The sequence below is a fragment of the Micromonospora sp. NPDC005163 genome (assembly GCF_053599835.1).
In genome coordinates this window covers 200,482-223,733 of record NZ_JBSFYP010000003.1, presented here as the reverse complement: position 1 = coordinate 223,733, position 23,252 = coordinate 200,482, and the positions used below count along the sequence as shown (strand labels likewise).

21 protein-coding genes are annotated in these 23,252 nt (G+C 73.2%); 12 read left to right on the top strand and 9 right to left on the bottom strand.

Annotated elements, in window-relative coordinates:
- Nucleotides 1-7: 7 nt before the first annotated feature.
- From ACWD6N_RS04470 to ACWD6N_RS04455, 4 genes are all read left to right on the top strand, one after another.
- Nucleotides 8-631: a bifunctional 4-hydroxy-2-oxoglutarate aldolase/2-dehydro-3-deoxy-phosphogluconate aldolase gene (locus tag ACWD6N_RS04470; protein ID WP_450004487.1), complete on the top strand. Its 624-nt coding sequence runs from the start codon at nt 8-10 to the stop codon at nt 629-631.
- Nucleotides 628-1,569 (top strand): sugar kinase, encoded by a 942-nt coding sequence (locus ACWD6N_RS04465; RefSeq protein ID WP_450004486.1) that lies wholly within the window; start codon nt 628-630, stop codon nt 1,567-1,569. The genes ACWD6N_RS04470 and ACWD6N_RS04465 overlap by 4 nt, the downstream gene beginning before the upstream one ends.
- A gap of 46 nt (nt 1,570-1,615) precedes the next feature.
- Complete coding sequence (locus ACWD6N_RS04460; protein ID WP_387322990.1) at nt 1,616-2,500, top strand: SMP-30/gluconolactonase/LRE family protein; 885 nt, start codon at nt 1,616-1,618, stop codon at nt 2,498-2,500.
- A 103-nt stretch (nt 2,501-2,603) separates the two neighbouring features.
- Nucleotides 2,604-3,707, top strand: a complete 1,104-nt coding sequence (locus ACWD6N_RS04455) for an L-dopachrome tautomerase-related protein (RefSeq protein ID WP_450004485.1) — start codon at nt 2,604-2,606, stop codon at nt 3,705-3,707.
- 5 nt (nt 3,708-3,712) lie between these two features.
- Here the strand turns inward: ACWD6N_RS04455 and ACWD6N_RS04450 are convergent, their stop codons facing one another.
- The gene (locus ACWD6N_RS04450) at nt 3,713-4,468 is read right to left on the bottom strand and encodes a dienelactone hydrolase family protein (RefSeq protein WP_387322986.1); all 756 of its coding nucleotides are present in this window, start codon (nt 4,466-4,468) and stop codon (nt 3,713-3,715) included.
- Between the two features lie 166 nt (nt 4,469-4,634).
- Between ACWD6N_RS04450 and ACWD6N_RS04445 the strand changes: the two genes are divergently transcribed.
- From ACWD6N_RS04445 to ACWD6N_RS04435, 3 genes are read left to right on the top strand one after another with little or no spacing between them, the layout of a single operon-like run.
- Complete coding sequence (locus tag ACWD6N_RS04445) at nt 4,635-5,084, top strand: hypothetical protein (protein WP_449935881.1); 450 nt, start codon at nt 4,635-4,637, stop codon at nt 5,082-5,084.
- Nucleotides 5,081-5,584, top strand: coding sequence for a universal stress protein (locus ACWD6N_RS04440; RefSeq protein ID WP_450004484.1), 504 nt, complete (start codon nt 5,081-5,083; stop codon nt 5,582-5,584). The genes ACWD6N_RS04445 and ACWD6N_RS04440 overlap by 4 nt, the downstream gene beginning before the upstream one ends.
- Nucleotides 5,585-5,628: 44 nt before the next feature.
- Nucleotides 5,629-6,012: an SAV_915 family protein gene (locus ACWD6N_RS04435; RefSeq protein ID WP_387322980.1), complete on the top strand. Its 384-nt coding sequence runs from the start codon at nt 5,629-5,631 to the stop codon at nt 6,010-6,012.
- Here the strand turns inward: ACWD6N_RS04435 and ACWD6N_RS04430 are convergent.
- From ACWD6N_RS04430 to ACWD6N_RS04400, 7 genes are all read right to left on the bottom strand, one after another.
- Nucleotides 6,000-6,680: a response regulator gene (locus ACWD6N_RS04430; protein WP_387322978.1), complete on the bottom strand. Its 681-nt coding sequence runs from the start codon at nt 6,678-6,680 to the stop codon at nt 6,000-6,002. The two genes, ACWD6N_RS04435 and ACWD6N_RS04430, sit on opposite strands and share 13 nt — an antisense overlap.
- Entirely contained in the window at nt 6,677-9,229 is a 2,553-nt protein-coding gene (locus tag ACWD6N_RS04425; protein WP_387322976.1) for a sensor histidine kinase, read from the bottom strand. Before ACWD6N_RS04425 ends, ACWD6N_RS04430 begins: the two co-directional genes overlap by 4 nt.
- A 76-nt stretch (nt 9,230-9,305) precedes the next feature.
- Nucleotides 9,306-10,187: a potassium-transporting ATPase subunit C gene (locus ACWD6N_RS04420; protein ID WP_450004483.1), complete on the bottom strand. Its 882-nt coding sequence runs from the start codon at nt 10,185-10,187 to the stop codon at nt 9,306-9,308.
- Nucleotides 10,187-12,394 (bottom strand): potassium-transporting ATPase subunit KdpB, encoded by a 2,208-nt coding sequence (kdpB, locus tag ACWD6N_RS04415; protein ID WP_387322972.1) that lies wholly within the window; start codon nt 12,392-12,394, stop codon nt 10,187-10,189. Before kdpB ends, ACWD6N_RS04420 begins: the two co-directional genes overlap by 1 nt.
- A gap of 20 nt (nt 12,395-12,414) precedes the next feature.
- Nucleotides 12,415-14,070: a potassium-transporting ATPase subunit KdpA gene (gene kdpA, locus ACWD6N_RS04410; protein ID WP_449935893.1), complete on the bottom strand. Its 1,656-nt coding sequence runs from the start codon at nt 14,068-14,070 to the stop codon at nt 12,415-12,417.
- Nucleotides 14,070-14,159, bottom strand: coding sequence for a K(+)-transporting ATPase subunit F (gene kdpF, locus ACWD6N_RS04405; RefSeq protein WP_089017935.1), 90 nt, complete (start codon nt 14,157-14,159; stop codon nt 14,070-14,072). Before kdpF ends, kdpA begins: the two co-directional genes overlap by 1 nt.
- Before the next feature lie 325 nt (nt 14,160-14,484).
- A complete protein-coding gene (locus tag ACWD6N_RS04400) occupies nt 14,485-15,525 on the bottom strand; it encodes a TRM11 family SAM-dependent methyltransferase (RefSeq protein ID WP_387322967.1) in 1,041 nt (346 codons plus the stop codon).
- A 72-nt stretch (nt 15,526-15,597) separates the two neighbouring features.
- On the opposite strand from ACWD6N_RS04400, the gene ACWD6N_RS04395 reads away from it, so the two are divergent.
- Nucleotides 15,598-16,404, top strand: coding sequence for a zf-HC2 domain-containing protein (locus ACWD6N_RS04395; RefSeq protein WP_387323578.1), 807 nt, complete (start codon nt 15,598-15,600; stop codon nt 16,402-16,404).
- A gap of 20 nt (nt 16,405-16,424) precedes the next feature.
- Here ACWD6N_RS04395 and ACWD6N_RS04390 read toward each other — a convergent pair whose 3' ends face one another.
- Complete coding sequence (locus ACWD6N_RS04390) at nt 16,425-17,069, bottom strand: TetR/AcrR family transcriptional regulator (protein ID WP_354964474.1); 645 nt, start codon at nt 17,067-17,069, stop codon at nt 16,425-16,427.
- Between the two features lie 458 nt (nt 17,070-17,527).
- Between ACWD6N_RS04390 and ACWD6N_RS04385 the strand changes: the two genes are divergently transcribed.
- Genes ACWD6N_RS04385 through ACWD6N_RS04370 form a run of 4 tightly spaced genes read left to right on the top strand, consistent with a single transcriptional unit; the run spans nt 17,528 to nt 23,235 of the window.
- Nucleotides 17,528-18,694: an acyl-CoA dehydrogenase family protein gene (locus ACWD6N_RS04385; protein WP_387322964.1), complete on the top strand. Its 1,167-nt coding sequence runs from the start codon at nt 17,528-17,530 to the stop codon at nt 18,692-18,694.
- Nucleotides 18,684-19,898 (top strand): acetyl-CoA C-acetyltransferase, encoded by a 1,215-nt coding sequence (locus tag ACWD6N_RS04380; RefSeq protein WP_387322962.1) that lies wholly within the window; start codon nt 18,684-18,686, stop codon nt 19,896-19,898. Before ACWD6N_RS04385 ends, ACWD6N_RS04380 begins: the two co-directional genes overlap by 11 nt.
- 14 nt (nt 19,899-19,912) lie before the next feature.
- Entirely contained in the window at nt 19,913-22,081 is a 2,169-nt protein-coding gene (locus ACWD6N_RS04375) for a 3-hydroxyacyl-CoA dehydrogenase NAD-binding domain-containing protein (RefSeq protein ID WP_450004482.1), read from the top strand.
- The gene (locus ACWD6N_RS04370; protein ID WP_354964470.1) at nt 22,078-23,235 is read left to right on the top strand and encodes a CaiB/BaiF CoA transferase family protein; all 1,158 of its coding nucleotides are present in this window, start codon (nt 22,078-22,080) and stop codon (nt 23,233-23,235) included. The genes ACWD6N_RS04375 and ACWD6N_RS04370 overlap by 4 nt, the downstream gene beginning before the upstream one ends.
- Nucleotides 23,236-23,252: the final 17 nt, after the last annotated feature.

Below are 23,252 nucleotides of genomic sequence, written 5' to 3'. Positions count from 1 at the left end.
GCCCGCGATGAACCTGCTCGACGAACTGCGTACCCACCGACTGCTGGCCATCGTCCGCGGCCCCGACCCGGCCGCCGCGCTGTCGGGGGTGCTCACCCTGGCCGAGAGCGGCGTCGCGCTGGTCGAGGTCTCGCTGACCGGGGCCGACGCGCTCGGCACCATCCGGCGGGCCCGAGCCGCCCTCGGGCCGGACTTCGCCCTGGGCGCGGGCACCGTGCTTAGCGCCGAGGACGCCCGCGCGGCGGCCGACGCCGGCGCCGGCTTCCTGGTCACCCCGGCGTTGGCGCCGAGCCTCGCCGAGGGCGGCCGGCTCGGACTGCCGGTGCTGGCCGGCGCGCTCACCCCCAGCGAGGTGGTGCAGGCCAGCAGCGGCGGAGCCACCGCGATCAAGCTCTTCCCGGCGGCCTCGCTGGGCGGGCCCGACTACCTCGGCGCGCTGCGCGACCCGTTCCCCGGCATCGCGTTCGTGCCGGTCGGCGGGGTTGACGCCGACGGCGCGCGGCGCTACCTCGACCGGGGGGCCGTCGCGGTCGGCGTCGGCTCCCCGCTGCTCGGCGACGCCGTCCGCGGCGGCGACCCGGCGGCGCTGCGCGAGCGCGCCGCCGTCTTCCTGGCTGCGGTCCGAGCGTGACCGACCTGCTCACCCTCGGCGAGACGATGGCGGCCTTCCGCGCCACCGGCCCCCTGCGGCTGGGTGGCACCGCCGGGATCTCGGTCGCCGGGTCCGAGTCGACCGTGGCCATCGGCCTGGCCCGGCTCGGCCACCGGGCCGCCTGGGTCGGGGTCACCGGCGCCGACGAGCCCGGCGAGCTGGTCCGCCGCACACTGCGCGCCGAGGGCGTCGACCTGACCTGGTCCCGGGTGGACCCGACGGCCCCCACCGGGCTGATCCTCTTCGAGTCCCGGGTCGCCGACATCAACCGGGTCACCTACCACCGCACCGGGTCGGCCGGTTCCCGGCTGCGCCCCGCCGACGTCACCCCCGCCTTCGACCCGCCCCGGCCACCGCCCCGGCTGCTGCACGTCACCGGCATCACCTGCGCGCTGGGCGCCGAGCCGTACCAGGCCGTCGTGGCGGCCGTGCGGCTCGCCCGCGCGGCGGGCAGCACCGTCTGCCTGGACGTCAACCACCGGCACCGGCTCTGGTCCATCGCCGAGGCCGCCGCCGCGCTACGGCCGCTGCTGCCCTCGATCGACCTGGTGGTCGCCTCCGACGACGAACTGGCCGTGCTGACCGACGCCGCCGACCCGGTCGCGGCGCTCCGGGCGGCCGGCGTGACCGAGGTCGTGGTGAAGCACGGCGCCGACGGGGCCACCAGCCACAGTGCGCTCGGCACCGTGCACCGCCCCGCCCGCGTGGTGCCGGTGGTGGACACCGTCGGCGCCGGCGACGCCTTCGTGGCCGGGCTGCTCTCCGCCTGGCTGGACGGGGCCGACGCACCGGCCCGGCTGCACCGGGCGGTCACCACCGGCGCGTTCGCGGTGGCCACCCGGGGTGACTGGGAGGGCCTGCCCGACCGGGCCGAGCTGGCGCTGCTCGACCACGGGCCCGGCGGCACCGTGCGTTGAGCGCCGGTACGGCCGACCGCCGGAGAAGATTCGTTGGAGGAGCGAGATGGAGCTGACCGAACCGACCGCGTGGAGCACGGACCGGTTGGAGCTGGGCGAGGGGCTGCGCTGGGTGGCCGGCCGCCTGGTCCTGGTCGACCTGCTGGCCGGGCGGCTGCTGGAGACCGACGGCGACCGGCCGGGCCCGCTGCGGGAGCTGCGCCGGCTGGACGTCCCACTGGGCGCGGTCGCCCCGGTGGCCGGCAGCCCCGGCGCCTGGCTCGCCGCCGCCGGCACCGGCGTCGCGCTGCTGCCCGCCACCGGTGACCCCCGGCCGGTCGCCGACCTGGTCGCCGGCGGGCCCGAGCCGGCCCGGATGAACGACGCGGTCGCCGACCCGCACGGCCGGTTCTGGGCGGGCAGCATGACGTACGCCGGGGTGCCCGGTGGGGGCACGCTGTACCGGCTGGCTCCCGGCGCGGCGCCGGTGCCGGCCGTCACCGGGTTGACGGTGCCGAACGGTCCGGCCTTCGACGCCGCCGGCACCACCATGTACCTGGCCGACTCGCCGCGCGGCGAAGTCGACCGGTTCAGCGTCGACCCGGACACCGGTGCCCTGCACGGGCGGGAGCCGTTCCTGCGGCTGACCACCTCCGAAGGCGGCCCGGACGGGATGACGGTCGACGCGGCGGGTCACCTCTGGGTCGCGCTGTGGGGCGGCTCGGCGGTGCGCCGCTACCGACCGGACGGCACGCTGGACCGGGAGATCCGACTCCCGGCGAGCCAGCCGGCCGGCATCTGCCTGGGCGGCCCCGACCTGCGCCGGCTCTTCATCGGCACCGCCCGGTACGGGCTCGCGCCGGCCGGACCACTGGACGGCGCGCTGCTCGCGGTCGACGTCCCGGTCCCCGGCCTGCCCACCGCGCTCGCCGCCACGCCGGGCGACGGCTGACCGGAGGCATATCGGACGCCGGGGCGGGAATGACCACCCTCGGTCGGCGTGGGCCCGACCGACCGGCAGGGGGCGAGGCGATGAGATCCGCGCGGCGGGCGTCATGAACGGGCCGGTCGGCGACGAGCCGCTCGGCGAGCTGGAGCTGGTGCACACCTTCACCGGCCCGATGCCGACCGGCGTGAGCGTCTCGCACCGGGGCCGGATCTTCGTCAACTTCCCCAAGTGGGGCGACGAGGTGCCGGCCACCGTCGTCGAGCTGCGCGACGGCCGGGAGGCGCCCTACCCCGACCAGCCGTGGAACGACCCGTCGGGGGATGACGACGCGGGCGCGTTCGTCTCGGTGCAGAGCATCGTGGTGGACCCGGCCGACCGACTCTGGGTGCTGGACACCGGCAGCCCGATGTTCCAGCCGACGAAGCCGGGCGGGCCGAAAATGGTCCGGATCGACCTGGACACCGACCGGGTGGCCCAGGTGATCACGTTCCCGCCGGACGTGGCGCTGCCCACGACGTACCTCAACGACGTTCGATTCGATCTGCGGCGGGGCGAGTCGGGGGTCGCGTACATCACCGACTCGGCGAGCACCGGGCCGAACGGGATCATCGTGGTGGACCTGGCCAGTGGGGCCTCCTGGCGACGGCTGCACGACCACCCGTCCACCAAAGCGGAGCCGCTGACGACGTTCCGCCCGGTGGTCGAGGGCCGGCCCTTCCTCGAGCGGCCGGCGGACGGGCCGCCGAACGCGGTGGGCATGGGCGCCGACGGCATCGCCATCTCGGCCGACGGCACCCGGCTGCACTACTGCCCACTGGCGTCCCGGCGCTGGTACAGCGTGTCCAACGAGGCCCTGGCCGACCCCGGGGTCACCCAGGAGGCGGTCGCGGCGACCGTGGTCGACGAGGGTGACAAGGGCACCGCGTCGGACGGGCTGGAGACCGACGACGCCGGGCGGCTCTACCTGACCTCGTACGAGCACAACGCGGTGCTGCGCCGGCGGCCGGACGGCGAGTACGAGACCGTGGTCCACGACCCTCGACTGCTCTGGCCGGACACCATGTCGGTGGCCGGCGACGGGTACCTCTACGTGACCGCCAACCAGCTGCATCGGCAACCGCAGTACCAGCGGGGGCAGGACCTGCGGCGCCGGCCGTACGCGCTGTTCCGCACCCGGATCGACGCCGGGCCGGTGCTCCTGCTCCGCTGACCGGGTCAGCCGATCGGCAGCGCCCGGTCCAGCAGGTCGAACAGGGCCACCCAGTGCCGCTCGGTGGCCGGCTCGTCGTACGCGGCGCTGTCCGCCATGGTGTAGCCGTGGTGCGCGCCCGCGTACACCTCGGAGCGGTACCGGACGCCGGCCGCGTCGAGCGCCTTCTCCAGCGTCGCGATCTGCTCGGGCGTCATCGACTGATCCTCGTCGGCGTGCCCGAAGTACACCTCGCCGGTGATCGAACCGACGCCCAGGTGGGGGCTGTCCGGCGCGTCGGTGACGATCCGTCCGCCGTGGAAGCTCGCCGCCGCGGCGATCCGGTCCGGGTGCGCCTCGATGGCCCGCAGCGCGTTCGTGCCGCCCATGCAGTAGCCGGTGACCGCCACGGGGCCGGGCCGCACGTCGTCCCGGGCCGCCAGGAAGTCGAGGTAGGCCGCCGTGTCCCGGCTGATCACGTCGGCGGTCAACCCCCTGACCAGCGGCATGATCTTCTCCAAGATCGCGCCGCGCTGGTCCGCCTCGCCGAGGCGGGACAGGTCGAACAGCGGCGCGCGGCCGGCACGGTGGAACAGGTGGGGCGTCAGCACCAGGTAGCCCCGGGCGGCGATCCGCTCCGCCATCTCCACCAGGCGCGGGCGCGGGCCGAACGCGTCCTGGAAGAGCAGCACCGCCGGGAACGGGCCGCCCCCGTCCGGCCGGGTGAGGCAGGCGTCCGCCACCCCTTCGCCGGTCGGGATGTCCACCGTCGTCGTCTGCACCGGGTCCTCCTCGTACGCCCACCGTCGGTCCGTCAGGAACGCTACCCGTCAGGTCAGGTCGCCCCACCGGCAGTCGGCGTGAACAGGGCGTCAAGGATTGGCGGTGGCCCGTCAGAACGGCGTATCGACGGGCGGTCCGCCGTCGCCGACTGGTGACGATGGGTCCATGAGCCCTTGGCGGATGACGCGCTGGGAACGGGGACACCTGCCGGCCGGCACCGAGACACCGTCGGCCCGGGACGGCACACCACGTGACGACCGCCCCGGCCCGCTGGCGGAACCTCGCACGACCGGGTCGGACGAGCCCGAACGTCGGCACGAGGCGCTGGTCAGCGTCCGACTCGGCTCGTCCGCGCCCGGCAGTCACCTGGTGGAGTACCTGCGGCACGAGCCGTGCGTGGTCGCCGCGTGGTGGATCGCGGCCGACGTGGACGCCGTGGTGCGGCTCTCCGCCGACAGCATCACCGTGCTGCACCGGGCCGTGGCCGACCTGCGACGTCGCGCCGGGGTGGAGGTCGTGGTGGCGCATTTCATCCTCCGCGCGCTCGACCTGGCCACGCCGGCGGACCCGCGCGTCGTACGCGACGCTCCGGCCTGGGCGGTGCCCGCAGCATGAGCCGCACAGCCATCGCCCCGCGGATCGTGGTGGGCGTCGACAGGTCGTTCGCCGGGATGCAGGCGCTGCGCCGCGCGGTGCAGCTGGCCCGCCGCGACGGCACTCAGCTGGACGCGGTGCGGGCGTGGGTCTTCGCCCCGACGTGGCGGCCCGGCACGCTGACCTGGCGCTGGCAGGACGAGTGCGACCGGGCGGCCCTGGCATACCTGCGGACCGTCTTCGACACCGCACTGGGCGGCATGCCCCGGGACGTGGCCGTGCGACTGGTGGCGGCACAGGGGTACGCCGGGCAGGTGCTGGTCGACCACGCGCACCGGGAGTCCGACCTGCCCGTCCTCGGCAGCCCAGAACGGGGACGGTTGGGCCGGTCGCGCGGGCACGTCACCCGGTACTGCGTGGAACGGGCCGCCGTGCCGGTCATCGCGGTCCCCGCGCCGGCCTGGGCGCGGGCCGCGACGATCCGCCGCTTCGCCCGCGACCTCGAACGTTTCAGCCGATGACCGTCGCCAGAGCGACGGCACGAACGGAAAGGATCGCCCCGACCATGGACGAGGCCCCGATAATCTATGCCGTTCCGGTGCGGGATCTGCCGGGACGGATGGTGCGGACGGTGCGAACCGGCCGGTCACCGCAGGGTCAGCGGGTGGGCATCGCCTTCACCCGGTCCGAGTTGCTGGTCACCGCGATGGGCGCCGATCAGCCGTGGCAGGAGCTCTGCGAGTCGGCGCTGCGCGGCATGCTGCGTCCGCTCGGCATCGACCGGATCCAGGTCGACCCGCTGCTGGTGGCGCCGCCGCTGGACCCGAGCATCGGCGATCGGGCAGCTCCGACCGTGCCGGCCCGGGGACCAGCCACCCTTGTCGGCCCACGCGACATGATCGACCCGGTCCCGGTCGGCACCGGATCGGGCGCCGGTCAGGGGCGGTAGCGGTAGCCCATCCCGGGCTCGGTGATGAGATGCCGGGGCCGGGCCGGGTCGTCCTCCAGCTTGCGCCGCAGCTGGGCCAGGTACTGCCGCAGGTAGTTGGTCTCGTTCTGGTACTCCGGCCCCCACACGTCCTGGAGCAGCTGGCGCTGGCTGACCAGCTTGCCGGGGTGGCGCAGCAGCTTCTCCAGCACACTCCACTGGATGGGGGTCAGCTTCACCTCGGTGCCGTCGTCCCGCCGGACGGAGTGGTCGGCGAGGTCGACGGTGTGTTGGCCGATCCGCAGCGCGGGTACCGCCTCACTTGACGCGCCGAGCCGCCGGGTCACCGCGCGGATGCGGGCCAGCAGCTCCTCCACCCCGAACGGCTTGGTGACGTAGTCGTCCGCGCCGGCGTCGAGCGCCGCGACCTTGTCCTCGCTGCCGGCCCGCCCGGAGAGCACGATGATGGGTACGGCGGTCCAGCCCCGCAGCCCGCGAATCACCTCGACCCCGTCGATGTCGGGCAGCCCGAGGTCGAGCACCACCAGGTCGGGCGGGTGGCTGGCGGCGGACTTCAGCGCGGCCGCCCCGGTGCCGGCGACGTCCACGTCGTACCGGCGGGCGCGCAGGTTGATCCGCAGGGCCCGCAGGATCTGCGGTTCGTCGTCGACGACCAGGATGCGCGTCATTCCTGCGGCCCCTCCGAGCTGGTCTGCGCGGCGGCGGGCAGCCGCAGCACCATGGTGAGCCCACCGCCAGGGGTGGTCTCGGGGCTGATGCTGCCACCCATCGCCTCGGCCAGACCCCGGGACAGGGCAAGCCCGAGGCCGACGCCGGTCTGGTTGTCCCGGTCACCGAGGCGCTGGAACGGCAGGAAGACGTGCTCCCACTGGTCCTCCGGGATGCCCGGCCCACGGTCGATGATCCGCAGTTCCACCTGGCCGGCGTGCGCGCTCGCGGTCACGGTGGGCGGCTGCCCGGACGGGCTGTACCGCAGCGCGTTCGCGATGACGTTGACCAGCACCCGCTCCAGCAGGCCGGGATCGGCGGTGGCCGCGGGCAGGTCGGCCGGGATGTCGGTCACGACGGCGGCGGCGGGTGGGCCGAGTTCGTCCAGCGCCCGGGGTACGGCGTCCTCCAGGCCGATCGCGCTCGCCGTGATGCCGAGGACACCGGCCTGGAGCCGGCTCATGTCCAGCAGGTTGCCGACCAGCCGGGCGAGCCGGTCCAGCGACTCCTCGGCGGTCTCCAGCAGTTCCGCGCGGTCCTGCTCGTCGAACTCGATGTCGGGGCTGCGCAGGCTGGTCACGGCCGCCTTCGCCGACGCCAGCGGCGTACGCAGGTCGTGGCTCACCGCGGCGAGCAGCGCGGTACGCATCCGGTCCGCCGCGGCCAGCGGCCGGGCGGTGGCCGCCTCCTCGGCCAGCCGTTCCTGGCGCAGCGCTACGGCGGCCTGGGCGGCGAACGCCTCGACGATCCGCCGGTCGGCCGCCTCCAGCCGCCGGCCACTCAACACAACGGTGATCCGCTCGTCCACCGGCACCGCCGTCTCACCGCCGTCCGGCGTGCAGGCCGGCCGCTCGCCGACGCTGGCCACCACGCACCAGGCGCGCTCCTCGCGGGCGCGTTCCGGGCGACCACCGGCCTCCTCGGCCAGCTCCAGCACGCTCACGGCGCGCAGCCCGAAGGTCTCCCGAAGCTGATCCAGCAGCGCGGGCAGCGGGCGTTCGCCGCGCAGCACACCACCGGCGACGGCGGCGAGGGTCTGCGCGTCGGCGGCCGCCCGCGCCGCCTCGCGGGTCCGCCGCGCCGCCACGTCGACGATCCAGCTCACCGCCAGCGCCACGCCGACGAAGACGGCCAGGGCGAGCAGGTTGTCCGCCTCGGCGATGGTCAGCGTGCGGTACGGCGGGGTGAAGAACCAGTTGAGCAGCAGCGAGCCGCCGAGCGCGGCGACCAGGGCCGGCCACAGCCCGCCGACCAGGGCGACCGCCACCACGGCCACCAGGAAGAGCAGGATGTCGTTGGTCAGAGTCAGGTCGGGCAGCGACCTCAGCAGCAGGGTGAGCAGCGGCACGCCGAGCACGGCCAGGGCGAAGCCGAGCAACCGGCGGCGCCGGGACAGCGCCGCCGGCACGGCCCCCGCCCGGCGTCCCCTGCCGGCCTCGGTGTGGGTGACCAGGTGCACGTCGATCGAGCCGGAGAGCGCGGTGGTGGTCACGCCGACGCCCCTGGCGAACAGCTGCGCGAAGCGGCCCCGGCGGCTGGCGCCGAGCACCAGCTGGGTGGCGTTCACGCCGCGGGCGAAGTCCAGCAGCGCGGCCGGCACGTCGGTGCCGAGTACCTGGTGGTAGGTGCCGCCGAGGCTCTCCACCAGCACCCGCTGCCGGGCCAGCTGCGCCGGGTCGGCGCCGGCGAGGCCGTCGCTGCGGGCCACGTGCACGGCGAGCAGGTCGGCGCCCTTGCTGCGGGCGGCGACCCGGGCGGCCCGCCGGATCAGCGTCTCGCCCTCCGGGCCGCCGGTCAGCGCTACCACCACGCGTTCCCGGGCCTCCCAGGTGGTTTCGATGCCCTGCTGACTGCGGTACCGGTCGAGCTGCTCGTCGACCTTGTCGGCCAGCCAGAGCAGCGCCAGCTCGCGCAGCGCGGTGAGGTTGCCGACCCGGAAGTAGTTGCCCAGCGCGGCGTCGATCTTGTCGGGGCGGTAGATGTTGCCGTGCGCCATCCGCCGGCGCAGCGCCTCGGGGGTCATGTCGACCAGCTCGACCTGCTCGGCGGCGCGGACGATCTCATCCGGCAGGGTCTCCCGCTGAACGGTGCCGGTGATCTGGGCGACGACGTCGTTGACCGACTCCAGGTGCTGCACGTTGACCGTGGAGAGCACGTCGATCCCCGCGTCGAGCAGCTCCTGGACGTCCTGCCAGCGCTTGTCGTGCCGGGAGCCGGGCACGTTGGTGTGCGCCAGCTCGTCGACCACCGCGATCTCCGGCCGGCGGGCCAGCACCGCGTCCAGGTCCATCTCGGTGAACTCGGCGCCCCGGTAGTTCATCGTGCGGCGGGGCACCTGCTCCAGGTCGCCGAGCATGGCCGCGGTGCGCTGGCGGCCGTGGGTCTCCACGAAGCCGATCACCACGTCGGTGCCGCGCGCGGCCCGCCGCTGGGCCTCCTCCAACATCGCGTACGTCTTGCCGACGCCGGGGGCGGCTCCGAGATAGATGCGCAGTTCTCCGCGTGGCACGAAACCATCCTCTCCGATCAGAAGGAAGGGCCCCTTCTTAACGCCTGGCGATAAGAAGGGGCCCTTCCCAACGCGGTCAGCGAGCGGGGAACTGCTTGTCGAGCGCGATGTTGAGCTCCAGCACGTTGACGCCCGGTTCGCCCATGAAGCCGAGCGCCCGCCGGGTGGTGTGCTCAGCCACCAGCCGGCGGACCGCCTCCGGGTCCGCGCCGCGCTCACGCGCGACCCGGTTCACCTGCAGCTCGGTGTACGCCGGGCTGATCTGCGGGTCGAGGCCGCTGGCGCTGGCGGTGACCGCGTCGGCGGGCACCGCCGGGTCGGCGGAAGCGTCGCCACGGATCGGGGTGACCACCCCACCGGCGGCCACGTAGTCCTCGCCGGGCTGGGCCAGCTCCACCTGCACCCCCTGGTACGAGGGGACGAACGGGGTGGCCGGGGCGGTCTGGTTGACGCTGACCACCCGGATGACCGGGCCGGTCAGACCGTCGGCACGGAAGACGGCGAGCACCGCGCCCACCCCTTCGGCGGTGCAGAACGGGCGCCCGCCGTCGACGCCGTTGAGCTCGCCGACCTCCTTGCTGCGCCCGCAGACCTGGGTGAGCAGGCTCTCGCTGGACTCCTCCGGGTCGGTGGCGATGGTGTCGACCACGCTCTCCGGGCCCAGGTTGCTGGCCGAGGTGGCGGTCGGGTCGTAGCCGTCGCCAGCGGCCGACGGGCGGGACTGGAAGTACCGCGGGACGGGGTTGCCGTCGCCGTCGGTGAAGGACTGGCCGATCAGCGAGCTGCCGACCGTCTTGCCTCCGGCGTCGATGAGCGACCCGTCGGCCTTGTGGTTGAGGCCGGGCAACTGGCCGACCGCGACCAGAGCCAGCGGGTAGACCAGCCCGAGCAGCACCGTGAAGACGAGCAGGGCGCGCAGGGCGGCGAGGTGTTGGGCGAGCCAGGTGGGTAGGCGCATCACGAAATCCCCGGGATGAACTGGATGAGCAGGTCGATGAGCTTGATCCCGATGAACGGCACGATGATGCCGCCCAGTCCGTACAGCAACAGGTTGCGGCTGAGCAGCTTCGACGCGGCGGCCGGCCGGTACCGCACGCCACGCAGGGCGAGCGGGATCAGCGCGATGATCACCAGGGCGTTGAAGATGACCGCGGACAGGATCGCCGACTCCGGGCTGGACAGCCGCATGATGTTCAGCGCGTCCAGGCTCGGGTAGAGGCCGGCGAACATGGCCGGGATGATCGCGAAGTACTTCGCGATGTCGTTGGCGATGCTGAACGTGGTCAGCGCGCCCCGGGTGATCAGCAACTGCTTGCCGATCTCCACGATCTCGATCAGCTTGGTCGGGTCGGAGTCGAGGTCGACCATGTTGCCGGCCTCCTTGGCGGCCGACGTGCCGGTGTTCATCGCCACCCCGACGTCGGCCTGGGCGAGCGCCGGCGCGTCGTTGGTGCCGTCACCGGTCATCGCGACCAGCCGGCCACCCTCCTGCTCCCGCTTGATCAGCGCGAGCTTGTCCTCGGGCGTCGCCTCGGCCAGGAAGTCGTCCACCCCGGCCTCGTCGGCGATCGCCTTCGCGGTGCGCGGGTTGTCGCCGGTGATCATCACGGTCCGGATGCCCATCCGACGCATCTCGTCGAAACGCTCCCGCATACCGGACTTGACGACGTCCTTGAGGTGGATGACGCCCAGCGCGCGGGCGGGCTCGCCGTCGACCTGCTCGGCGACGACCAGCGGAGTGCCGCCGGTGCCGCTGATCGCGTCCACGATCTCGCCGACCTGCTCGGTCGGGTGCCCGCCGTTCTCCCGGACCCACTTCATCACCGCGGCGGCGGCGCCCTTGCGGACCCGACGCGCCGTCCCGACCGCGCCGCCGTCCACGCTGGCGTCCGGCGTCAGGTCGACGCCGCTCATCCGGGTCTGGGCGGTGAACGGTACGAAGGTGGCGTGCGGCATCACGCCGGGCTCGCGCTCGCGCAGCCCGAACTCGTTCTTCGCCAGCACCACCACCGAACGGCCCTCGGGGGTCTCGTCGGCCAGGCTGGACAGTTGCGCGGCGTCGGCCAGCGTTGCGGCCGTCACCCCCTCGACCGGTACGAACTCGGCGGCCTGCCGGTTGCCCAGCGTGATCGTGCCGGTCTTGTCCAGCAGCAGGGTGTTGACGTCGCCGGCCGCCTCGACGGCCCGGCCGCTCATGGCCAGCACGTTGCGCTGCACCAGTCGGTCCATGCCGGCGATGCCGATGGCGGAGAGCAGGGCGCCGATGGTGGTGGGGATCAGGCAGACGAGCAGCGAGATCAGCACCACCCCGGTGACACCGGAGTCGGTGATCGCGCCGCTGTCCGGCGCGGCCGCCTGGTACGCCTTGGAGAAGATGGCCAACGGCTGAAGGGTGACCACGGCCAGCAGGAAGATGATCGTGAGCGCGGCGAGCAGGATGTTCAGCGCGATCTCGTTCGGCGTCTTCTGCCGGTTGGCCCCCTCGACCAGGGCGATCATCCGGTCGATGAAGCTCTCCCCCGGCTTCTGGGTGATTTTCACGACGATCCGGTCGGAGAGCACCCTGGTGCCGCCGGTGACCGCGCTGCGGTCCCCGCCGGACTCCCGGATGACCGGGGCCGACTCGCCGGTGATTGCCGACTCGTCGACGCTGGCGATGCCCTCGACGATGTCGCCGTCACCGGGGATGATCCCGCCCGCATCGACCAGCACGATGTCGCCCTGGCGCAGTTCCGGCGCGGGCACCGCCTCGTCGGAGTAGGCGTTCGCCCGGGCGCCCGGCGTCCAGTTGATCAGCCGGGTGGCGATGGTGTCCCGCTTGGCCTGCCGCAGCGTGGCGGCCTGGGCCTTGCCCCGGCCCTCGGCAACCGCCTCGGCCAGGTTGGCGAAGAGCACGGTCAGCCAGAGCCAGATGGTGATCGCCCAGGCGAACACCGACGGGTCGGTCACCGCCAGGACGGTGGTGAAGGCCGCGCCGACCTCGACGATCAGCATCACCGGGTTGCGCCACAGCGTGCCCGGGTTGAGTTTGCGCACAGCGTCCGGCAGGGACCGGATCAGCTGCTGGGGGTCGAGCAGACCCCCACCGACCCGGTTGCCCTGGGTCGCCGGGGTGCCGGGCGTCGGTTGCTCGCCGGTCCCCGATTTCACAGGGGTGACGGACATGTCCTCGTTCCTCATGATGGTCACAGCCCCTCAGCCAGCGGGCCGAGCGCGAGTGCGGGAAGGAAGGTCAGCGCGACGAGGACCACGGTGACGCCGACGACCATCCCGATGAACAGCGGTCGGTGGGTCGGCAGGGTGCCCTCGGACGCGGGGGTGGGTGCCTGGCGGGCCAGCGAGCCGGCCAACGCGAGCACGAAGATGAGTGGTAGGAACCGGCCCAGCAGCATGCACAACCCGAGCGCGGTGTCCCACCAGGTGGTGTTGACGGTGATGCCGCCGAACGCGGAGCCGTTGTTGTTGCTGGCCGAGGTGAACGCGTACAGCACCTCGGAGAGGGCGTGCGGGCCGACGTTGAGCGCGGTGGAGTTGTTGCCGGTGGCGAACGCGGCCGCCGTACCGACCAGCACCAGGATCGGCGTGATCAGGAAGTAGAGCGAGGCGAACTTGATCTCCCGCGAGCCGATCTTCTTGCCCAGGTACTCCGGGGTGCGGCCCACCATCAGGCCGGCCACGAAGACGGTGATCACCGCGAGGATGAGCAGGCCGTAGAGACCGGAACCGGTGCCTCCCGGGGCGACCTCGCCGAGCATCATGTTGACCATCGGCATCATGCCGCCGAGCGAGGTGTACGAGTCGTGGAACGAGTTCACCGCACCGGTCGAGGTCAGCGTGGTGGCGGCGGCGAAGGTGGCCGAGTTCGACACGTCGAACCGCACCTCCTTGCCCTCCAGCGCCGCGCCGACCGCCTGCGGCACCGTGCCGTGGCCGGCCAGCTCGAAGACGTTGGTGATGGCCACGGAGGCGAGCGCGAGGATGCCCATCACCGCGGCGATGGCGTAGCCCTGGCGGTTCTGTCCGACCATCCGGCCGAAGACCCGGGGCAGGCTGAACGGGATCAGGAGGATCAGGAAGATCTCCAGCCAGTTCGTCCACGAGGTGGGGTTCTCGAACGGGTGGGCGCTGTTGACGTTGTAGAAGCCGCCACCGTTGGTGCCCAGCTCCTTGATCACCTCCTGGCTGGCGACCGGACCACCCGTGATGGTCTGGGTGCCGCCGGTCAGGGTGCTCACGTCGGTGCCGGCGGAGAGGTTCTGCACCGCTCCGCCGATCATCAGGAGGATGGCGCCGAGCACCGCGACCGGCAGCAGGATCCGCAGCGTGATCCGGGTCAGGTCGACCCAGAAGTTGCCGAGCTGCCCGGTGCGGCTGCGGGCGAAGCCCCGTACCAACGCCACCGCGACCGCGATGCCGACCGCCGCCGAGACGAAGTTCTGCACCGCCAGGCCGGCCATCTGCACCAGGTGACCCATCGTCGACTCACCCGAGTACGACTGCCAGTTGGTGTTGGTCACGAACGAGACGGCAGTGTTCCAGGCGCCGTGCGGCACCACCGGGTCGAAACCCAGCGACAGCCACAGGTGGTTCTGCACCCGCTGGAACAGGTAAAGGAACAGGATCGAGACCGCGGAGAACGCCAGCACGCTGCGGGCGTACACACCCCAGGTCTGCTCGGCGGCCGGGTTGACCCCGACCAGGCGGAAGATCCCCCGCTCGACCCGGGACTGCCGGGTGCCGGAGACCGCCCGGAACATGTAGTCGCCGAACGGCTTGTAGACGGCGACCAGGGCCGCCACCAGCGCCAACACGAAGATGACGCCTGCTGTGGTCATCGTCATCAGAAGCGCTCCGGGAACAACAGGGCGAACACCAGGAACGCGCCCAGGACGATCGCGAGCACCAGGCCCACGGCGTTGACGGCACTCACAGCTTTTCCACCGCCCGCACGACCAGGGCGAGCACTGCGAACAGCGCCACCGTCAGGACCACGAACACCACGTCAGACACGCTGACTCCTCATACCGGAAAGGTTCGTCGCGACCGCCTCCCGGTCGCGCCGGGCAATCAAAGCCCCACCACCTCCCCGACGACAGGGGCCATAACGCGACCATGACGGCGGTGGACTTTTTCTTGACGCGGTTTTCACAACCGCACCCTCAACAGGTGAAATGCGGCACGAATCGCTCAGGTACGGCGGGGTGCGGCAGCGCCCGTGCGCGGGCGGAAGGAGAGGAGAGGAGGCGCGCGCCGGGTCAGGCCGGCCGGCGGGCCACCAGCACGTCGCGCATGATCGACTGGTCCACCCGGTGCCGCAGCGCCAGGTAGGGCTCCGCGTCGACCACAGTCAGGCCGGCGGCGGCCAGCGCCGCCGCCGCGTCGTCCCGGCCTGCGACGTGGGTGTTCCAGGAGATGCCGAGCGCCCCGCCGGGGCGCAGCAACCGGGCCCAGACCGGCGCGGCGTCCGCGAGCAACGCCAGCGGGTCCCGGGTCAACCCGTGCTCGGCGGTACGGCTGCCGTGCTGGACGCCGTACGGTGCGTCCGCCACGACAAGGTCGAAGGTCTCCGGCCGGAAGAACTCGGCGGCCCTGGTGGTGTCGGCGTTGACCACGTCCAGCAGGTGGAGCTGGCCGGCCTTGTGCTCCTCGCGGGTGGGCGCCAGCTCGATCCGCACCCGGCGACCGACGACCTTGCGCTCCCGTCGCACCGGCCCGGACTCCAGCACCCGATGCTTGATCCGCTTCTGCTTCAGCCAGGTGGTGATGAACGCCCGGTAGGCCTCGACGTCCTTCTGATCGCGCTCCACCCCGGCGGCGTCGAAGCCGTACATCAGCGCCTGGTTGAGGGTGGTGCCGCGACCGCAGAGCGGGTCGAGCACCCGGAACCGCCGGGTGGTCAGCTCACCGGCCCAGTCCGAGGCGAGCAGGGTGACGTTGAGCAGCAGCTTGGTGAACTGCTCGTTGGTCTTGCCCGCGTACTTCTGGATGGTGATCAGGTCGTCGTCGTAGCGGTCCAGCCGGCTCCACTCGATCGGGCGCAGCAGCTCGCCGACGACCTCGAACAGCGCGTACCCCGCGGAGAGGTTGCCCAGCATGGCCAGGTCGCGCTCGGTCAACCCGTCGCCGGCGAAGGTGAGGTACGTGGCCCCGCCGACCGTCGTCGTGTCCACGTCGCCGATCCGGCCATCGAGCGCCGACCGGCCGAAGATCTCCAGCTCGGCCCGGGTGAGGTCGATGGCGGAGCGGGCGTACACCCGGTTGGTCGAGGGCAGGATCAGCAGGCCGTAGCGCGTCATGGTCCGGCGAGTATTCCACAGGCAGCCAGGGTGCCCGGGAACTGGAGCGGGGGCCGGACCGACTACCCGTACATGGGGTGTGAGCAGTGGCGGGAGGTCCTGTCGGCGCAGTTGGACGGCGAGGAGACCGCCGCGGAACGGTCGGCGGCACAGCGGCACCTCGACGGGTGCGCCGAGTGCCGGGTCTGGTTGACGGCTGCGGCGGCGTTGACCCGTCGGGTCCGTACCCGTCTGGTCACCCAAGCGCCCGACCGGACCGACGCGATCCTGGCCGTCGCGGTGCCACCGGCGCGACGGTCGCGGTGGCGGTCGCGGTGGCGACCCGGCGCGGCCTGGCGCGGCCGGCTGGTCGCCGGGCTGCGGGCGGCGCTCGGGCTGCTCGGCGCGGTGCAGCTGGTGCTCGGCCTGGCCCAGGTGGGCCGTGGTGCGGCCGCCGACCACCTGCACCCGACCGGCCAGCACCTGTGGCACGAGTCGGCCGCCTGGAACGTGGCGGTGGGCGCCGGCTTCCTCTTCGTGGCGGTACGCCGGAGCCCACCGGCCGGCCTGGTGCCGATGCTCAGCGCGTTCGTCGGCACGCTGCTGCTGCTCTCGGTCAACGACCTGGCCACCGGCACGGTGGGTGCGCAGCGGCTGGTCAGCCACGGTTTCCTGGTGGGCGGTTACCTGATCACCGTGCTGCTGTCCCGGCCCGGACTGCGACCCGGAGGCCCCGCGCCGCAGCGGCAGCCGGCGCCGTCACATTGGCGGTTCCGGGCGGACGAGGTCGACCGGCCGCTGCGGGTGGTCCGCTCGGAGTCCTACCCGGCGCAGGCCGCCGACCGCCACGCCACCCCGGCCAAACGAGCTGGTCAGGCCGGTGACCGTCGCGCAGCCTGAGCGCCGGAGGCGCGGGCCGGTCAGCTCGCGCCGGCCTGGCCGCTGCCACCCACGATGACCTCCGGGATGACCTGCTCGACGATGGTCAGCAGCGTGATGGTGAGCAGCACGTGCACCTGGGCTCGGGTCAGCGCGCCGCGCTGGAGCCATTCCCGCGCGGTCGAGGTAGCCAGCCCGCCGTAGGCCCGAACCATCCCGCGCAACTCCTCGCGGTGCTCCGCCTCGTGGGCCAGGCCGACCGCGACCAGGATCCGGTCCGCGGCGACCTCCTCGGCCTCGGCGAGCACCCGCTCCACGTCGGCGTCGCCGCCCATCCCCCGGGCGGTCACGGCGGCCAGCCAGGAGGTGCTGTGCCGGGAGACCACGTCGAGGAACCAGGAGACGCTGGCGTCGACCCGGGACCTCAGGTCCCCCTTGGGCAGCCGCTCCAGGGCCACCTCGGGGATGGTCACCATGACCCGGACGACCTCCAGGTAGAGCTCTTTCTTCGTGCCGAAGTAGTGGTTGACCAGGCCGCGCGCGACACCGGCCTCCCGGGCGATGTCGGTGGTCGACACATCCGGGTACGCGCGCTCACCGAACAGCCGGACCGCGCAGGCCAGGATCTGCCCGCGCCGGGCGTCCGGCTCCAACCGGCGGCGGCGCGGAGCCGTCTCGACACTCATCTGCCCGACCCTATCGGCGGCTCACTGTTCCGGCCTAGGTTCGGGCTCACGCGGAGGGCACAGGTGGGGCCACGCCCTCCACACGCAGAGTCAGTGGACCGGCGTCCTCACGGTGGGTCGCCTCTGCGCCGGGAGCCCCTGGCCTCCATCTTCCCTTTGCTCTGCTTCACTCCACGCAACACAGGCTGTGAGCAGCAGGTACGCCCCGGTCGCCGTGCGACCGCGCGATTGCCAGAATGAGCGCACGGTAACTGTTGCGCCCGTTGAAGCAGAGCAAAGGGTGCAGGGTGGGAGCGCCCAGCTCAGGGACCCGTCACGTTGGGTCACGGGACATGGGGGCGCTGAGTAGTGCCGCAACCGCCCGCCGCCGACCCTCGTCGAGCCATCGGCAGTCGCGGCGTCCGCCCGATGATCGAGAGTTATTGACATGCCGCCAACAGGGCGCGAGGGTGTTGCACATGCCGACGCTCACATCCGACGGTTCCTCCTCACCCTGGCGTGAGGCGGAGCACGACGACCTGGCCGATCTCGCCCGCACCTTCTTCACCAAGGAGGTGCTGCCGCACGCCGAACGCCTGCTGGCGCAGGGCCATCCGGACCGCGAGCACTACCGGCGCGCCGGCGAGCTGGGGCTGCTCGGCCTGTCCGTCCCGGAGGAGTACGGCGGCGGGGGCGGCGGCTTCACCCACGAGGCGGTCATGCTGCACGAGCAGGCGTACACCGGGGAGAACAGCCTCGGGCTGGCCGTCCACAGTGGGATCGTCACCGGCTACCTGGCGGCGTACGGCAGCGAGGAGCAGAAGCGGCGCTGGCTGCCCGGCCTGTGCCGCGGCGACCTGATCGGCGCGATCGCGATGACCGAGCCGGACGGCGGCTCCGACCTCCAGGCGATGCGTACCCGGGCCGTCCGCGACGGCGACGACTACCTGGTCACCGGGGCGAAGACGTTCATCACCAACGGCGGCCTGGCCGACCTGATCATCGTGGCCGTGAAGACCGACCCCGAGCAGCGGGCCGCCGGTGTCTCGCTACTGGTCTGCGAGGTCGGTGGCGACCCGGCGGGCTTCCGCCGGGGTCGGCTGCTCTCCAAGATCGGGCTGCACGCCAACGACACCGCCGAGCTGTTCTTCGACGAGTTCCGGGTGCCGGCGGCCAACCTGCTCGGCGGCGCCGAAGGGCTGGGCTTCATCCAGCTCATGCAGCAGCTCCCGCAGGAGCGACTGGTGATCGGCGTCGGCGCGGTCGCCGCGATGGAGCGTGCGATTGAGCTGACCGTCGCGTACACGAAGGAGCGGGCCGCCTTCGGCAAGCCGCTGATGGGCCATCAGAACACCCGGATGGTGCTCGCCGAGTGCGCCACCCGCACCCGGGTCAGCCGGGTCTTCCTGGACGACTGCATCGTCCGGCACACCCGCGGCGAGTTGGACGTGGCCACGGCCGCGATGGCGAAGTTCTGGCTGACCGACGGCCAGTGCGAGGTCATCGACCGGTGCCTGCAACTCTTCGGCGGCTACGGCTACACCACGGAATACCCGATCGCCCGGATGTACGCCGACGCCCGCGTTCAGAAGATCTACGGCGGCACCAACGAGATCATGAAGGAGTTGATCGCCCGTGCCCTCTGAGGCGTACGTCTATGACGCGGTCCGCACCCCGCGCGGACGCGGCCGGGACACCGGCGCGCTGCACGGGGTCAAGCCGATCTCCCTGGTGGTCGGCCTGATCGACGCGCTGCGCGAGCGCAACCCCGGCCTGGACGTCGACCGGCTGGAGGACCTGCTGCTCGGCATCGTCACCCCGATCGGCGAGCAGGGCGGCGATCTCGCCCGGGCCGCGGCGCTCCTGGCCGGGCTGCCCGACCAGGTCGGCGGGGTGCAGCTCAACCGGTTCTGTGCCTCCGGGCTGGAGGCGGTCAACTCCGCCGCGGCGCGGATCCGCTCCGGCTGGGAGCATCTGCTGCTCGCCGGCGGGGTCGAGTCGATGTCCCGGGTGCCGATGGGCTCCGACGGCGCGGCCTGGGCCACCGACCCGCAGACCGCGCTGGCCACCTCGTTCGTGCCGCAGGGCGTCAGCGCCGACCTGATCGCCACCCTGGAGGGCTTCACCCGCGACGACGTGGACGGCTACGCGCTGCGTTCGCAGGAGCGGGCCGCCAAGGCGTGGGCAGGTGGCCACTTCGCCCGCTCGGTGGTGCCGGTCCGCGACGGCAACGGGCTGGACATCCTCACCGTGGACGAGCACCCCCGCCCGGAGACCACCCGGGAGGCGCTGGCCCGGCTCACCCCGTCCTTCGCCACCATGGGCGAGGCGGCCGGCTTCGACGCGGTCGCGTTGCAGAAGTTCCACTGGCTGGAGGCGATCGAGCACGTCCACCACGCCGGCAACTCCTCCGGCATCGTGGACGGCGCGGCGCTGGCCCTGATCGGCTCGGCGGAGGTCGGCCGGGACCTCGGCCTCACCCCGCGCGCCCGCATCGTCGGCGCGGCGGTCAGCGGCGCCGATCCGACGCTGATGCTGACCGGCCCGATCCCGGCCACCCACAAGGCGCTCGCCGCCGCCGGGCTGACCGTCGCCGACATCGACCTGTTCGAGATCAACGAGGCGTTCGCGGCGGTGGTGCTCAAGTACGTCCGCGACCTGGGCCTGGACCCGGACCGGGTGAACGTCAACGGCGGCGCGATCGCACTCGGCCACCCACTCGGCGCGACCGGAGCGATGCTGCTCGGCACCGCGTTGGACGAGTTGGAGCGCCGCGACCTGCGCCGCGCCGTGGTGACCCTCTGCATCGGCGGCGGCATGGGCGTCGCCACCGTCATCGAGCGCTGCTGACCCGGAGGACGACCATGACCGACACCATCCGGTACGACCGCGGCGCGGACGGCATCGTCACGCTCACCCTGGACGATCCCGACCAGTCCGCCAACACGATGAACCGGGCGTACGCCGCGTCGATGAGCGCGGTGCTGGACCGGCTGGAGGCCGAGCGGGACGAGCTGACCGGGGTCATCGTGACCAGCGCGAAGTCCACCTTCTTCGCCGGCGGTGACCTGCCGGAGATGGTCCGGGCGACGCGCGCCGACGCGCCCGCGCTGGCCGAACTGCTCGGCACCATCAAGCGGGACCTGCGCCGGCTGGAGACGCTGGGCCGGCCGGTGGTCGCGGCCGTCAACGGCTCGGCGCTCGGCGGCGGCCTGGAGATCGCGCTCGCCTGCCACCACCGGGTCGCGCTGGACGCGCCCGGCAGCCGGCTCGGGTTGCCCGAGGTGACCCTGGGCCTGCTGCCCGGCGCCGGTGGCGTCACCCGGACGGTGCGGATGCTCGGCCTGGCCGGGGCGCTGACCACGGTGCTGCTCACCGGCCGGCGGATGCGCCCGACCGACGCCCTGGCTGTCGGCCTGGTCGACGAGGTGGTGTCCACCCCGGCGGAGCTGCTGGACCGGGCGCGGGCCTGGATCGCCGCCAACCCCCGGCCGAGCCAGCCGTGGGACCGTCCGGACTACCGGATGCCCGGGGGGACCCCGGCCAGCCGGTCGCTGGCCGCGCAACTGCCGGCCTTCCCGGCCACCCTGCGCAAGCAGCTCAAGGGGGCCCGGCTGCCCGCGCCGGAGGCGATCCTGGCCACCGCCGTCGAGGGCGCCCAGGTCGACCTGGAGACCGCGTTCACCGTGGAGACCCGGCAACTGATCGGGCTGCTCACCGGGCAGGTCGCCAAGAACATGATCGGCGCGTTCTTCTTCGACCTGAAGGCGGTCAACGGCGGCGCGGCCCGACCGTCCGGAGTGGACGCCGCACCCGTGCGCCGGGTCGCGGTGCTGGGCGCCGGCATGATGGGCGCTGGCATCGCGTACGCCTGCGCCAGCGCCGGCCTCGACGTGGTGGTGAAGGACGTCTCGCCGGAGGCCGCGGGCCGCGCCCGGGAGCACGCCGAGAGGCTGCTGGCGCGGAAGGTCCGCAAGGGCCGCGCGACCGAGGCGGACGCCCGAGCCGTGCTGGACCGGATCACCACCACCGACCGGGTGGACGCGCTGACCGGCTGCGACGCGGTGATCGAGGCGGTCTTCGAGGACCCGAAGCTGAAACGGTCGGTCTTCGCCGAGGTGCTGCCGGTGCTGGCGCCGGACGCCCTGCTCGCCTCCAACACCTCCACCCTGCCGATCACCGGACTGGCCGCCGGGGTGGACCGCCCGGCCGACTTCATCGGCATGCACTTCTTCTCGCCCGTGGATCGGATGCCACTGCTGGAGATCGTCGTCGGCGAGCGGACCGGCGACGCGGCGCTGGCCCGGGCGTTCGACCTGGGCCGGCGGATCGGCAAGACCCCGATCGTGGTCAACGACGGCCGGGGCTTCTTCACCAGCCGGGTCATCGGCCGGTTCATCGACGAGGCGGTCGGCATGATCGCCGAGGGGGTGCCGGCCGCCTCGGTGGAGCAGGCCGCCCTGCAGGCCGGCTACCCGACCGGGCCGCTGGCGCTGGCCGACGAGGTGAGCCTCACCCTGATCCAGCGGATCCGCCGGCAGTTCGAGGCGGCCGGCGAAGGCTTCCTACCGCTGCCGGCGCACCGGCTGGTGGACGAACTGGTGGACGCGTACGACCGGCCGGGGCGCGCCGCCGGGCGCGGCTTCTACGGGTACGCCGACGGCACGCGGGGCCGGTTGTGGAGCGGTCTCGCCGAGCTGACCACCGACGCGGGCCGGGCGGTGCCGTTCACCGACCTCCAGGAGCGGATGCTCTTCGCCGAGGCGCTCGACGCGCTGCGCTGCCTGGACGAGGGGGTGCTGCGGACCGAGACCGACGCCAACATCGGCTCGATCCTCGGCATCGGCTTCCCGGCCTGGACCGGCGGGGTGATCCGCTACGTCCGGCAGTACGCGGGTGGCCCCGCGGGCTTCGCGGCCCGTGCCAACGAGCTGGCCGACCGCTACGGCGGCCGGTTCGCGCCCCCCGCCGACCTGGTCGACCGGCTCGCCTCCTCGGCCACCCGCCCCACCGAAGCGGTGAGCGCAACGTGACGGCCACCGACGTGCCGGCGGGCGGCAGGCCGGACGGGCCGGGGCGCGGTGGGCCGCTGGCCGGGGTACGGGTTGTCGAGCTGGCCAGCCTCGCTCCGGCGCCGTTCGGCTGCATGGTGCTCGCCGACCTCGGCGCGGACGTGGTGCGGGTGGACCGGCCGGGCGGCCCGGCCGCAGGACGGCTGGCGGCGCCGACCGGCGGGCCGCTGCAACGCGGCCGGCGGGTGACCACGCTCGATCTGAAGTCTCCGGCCGGAGTGGCGGACCTGCTGCGCCTGGTGGATCGGGCCGACGTGCTGGTCGAGGCGTACCGGCCGGGGGTGGCCGAGCGGCTGGGCTTCGGGCCGGAGACCTGCCGGGCCCGCAACTCCCGGCTCGTGTACGCGCGGATGACCGGCTGGGGTCAGGACGGCCCGCTGGCGCCCCGAGCCGGACACGACATCGACTACATCGCGGTGGCCGGGGCGCTGGAGCCACTGGGTCGGGCCGGCGAGCGTCCGTACGCCCCGATGAACCTGCTCGGCGACTTCGGTGGAGGCGGCATGCTGCTCGCCGTGGGCGTGCTGGCCGCGCTGCTGGAACGGGAACGCTCCGGCTCGGGCCAGGTGGTCGACGCGGCGATGGTGGACGGTTCCGCACTGCTCACCGCGTTCCTGCACGGGTTGCTCGGCACCGGCTTGTGGGCCGCACCGCGTGGGCGCAACATGTTCGACGGCGGGGCACCGTTCTACGACACGTACCGCACCGCCGACGACGGCTTCATGGCCGTCGGCGCGATGGAACCGGCCTTCTACGCCGAGCTGCTGACCGGCCTCGGCCTCGCCGACGAGCCGGACCTGCCCGCCCAGTACGACCCGAGCGGCTGGGACGAGCTGCGCCGGCGGTTCACCGAGCGGTTCGCCGAGCGGACCCGGAACGAGTGGACGGCGGTCTTCGCCGACCTGGACGCGTGCGTCGCGCCGGTGCTCGCCCCCCGCGAGGCGCACCGGCATCCGCACAACGCCGCCCGGGGCACCTTCGTCGAGGTCGGTGGCGAGATCCAGCCGGCCCCGGCACCCCGCTTCGACCGGACACCGACCGGCCAGCCTGCCCCGGCACCGGACCCGGAGCACGACGTCCTACCCGTCGACACGATCCTCGCCGACTGGCCGTGACCCGCGCGGCGGGCCGG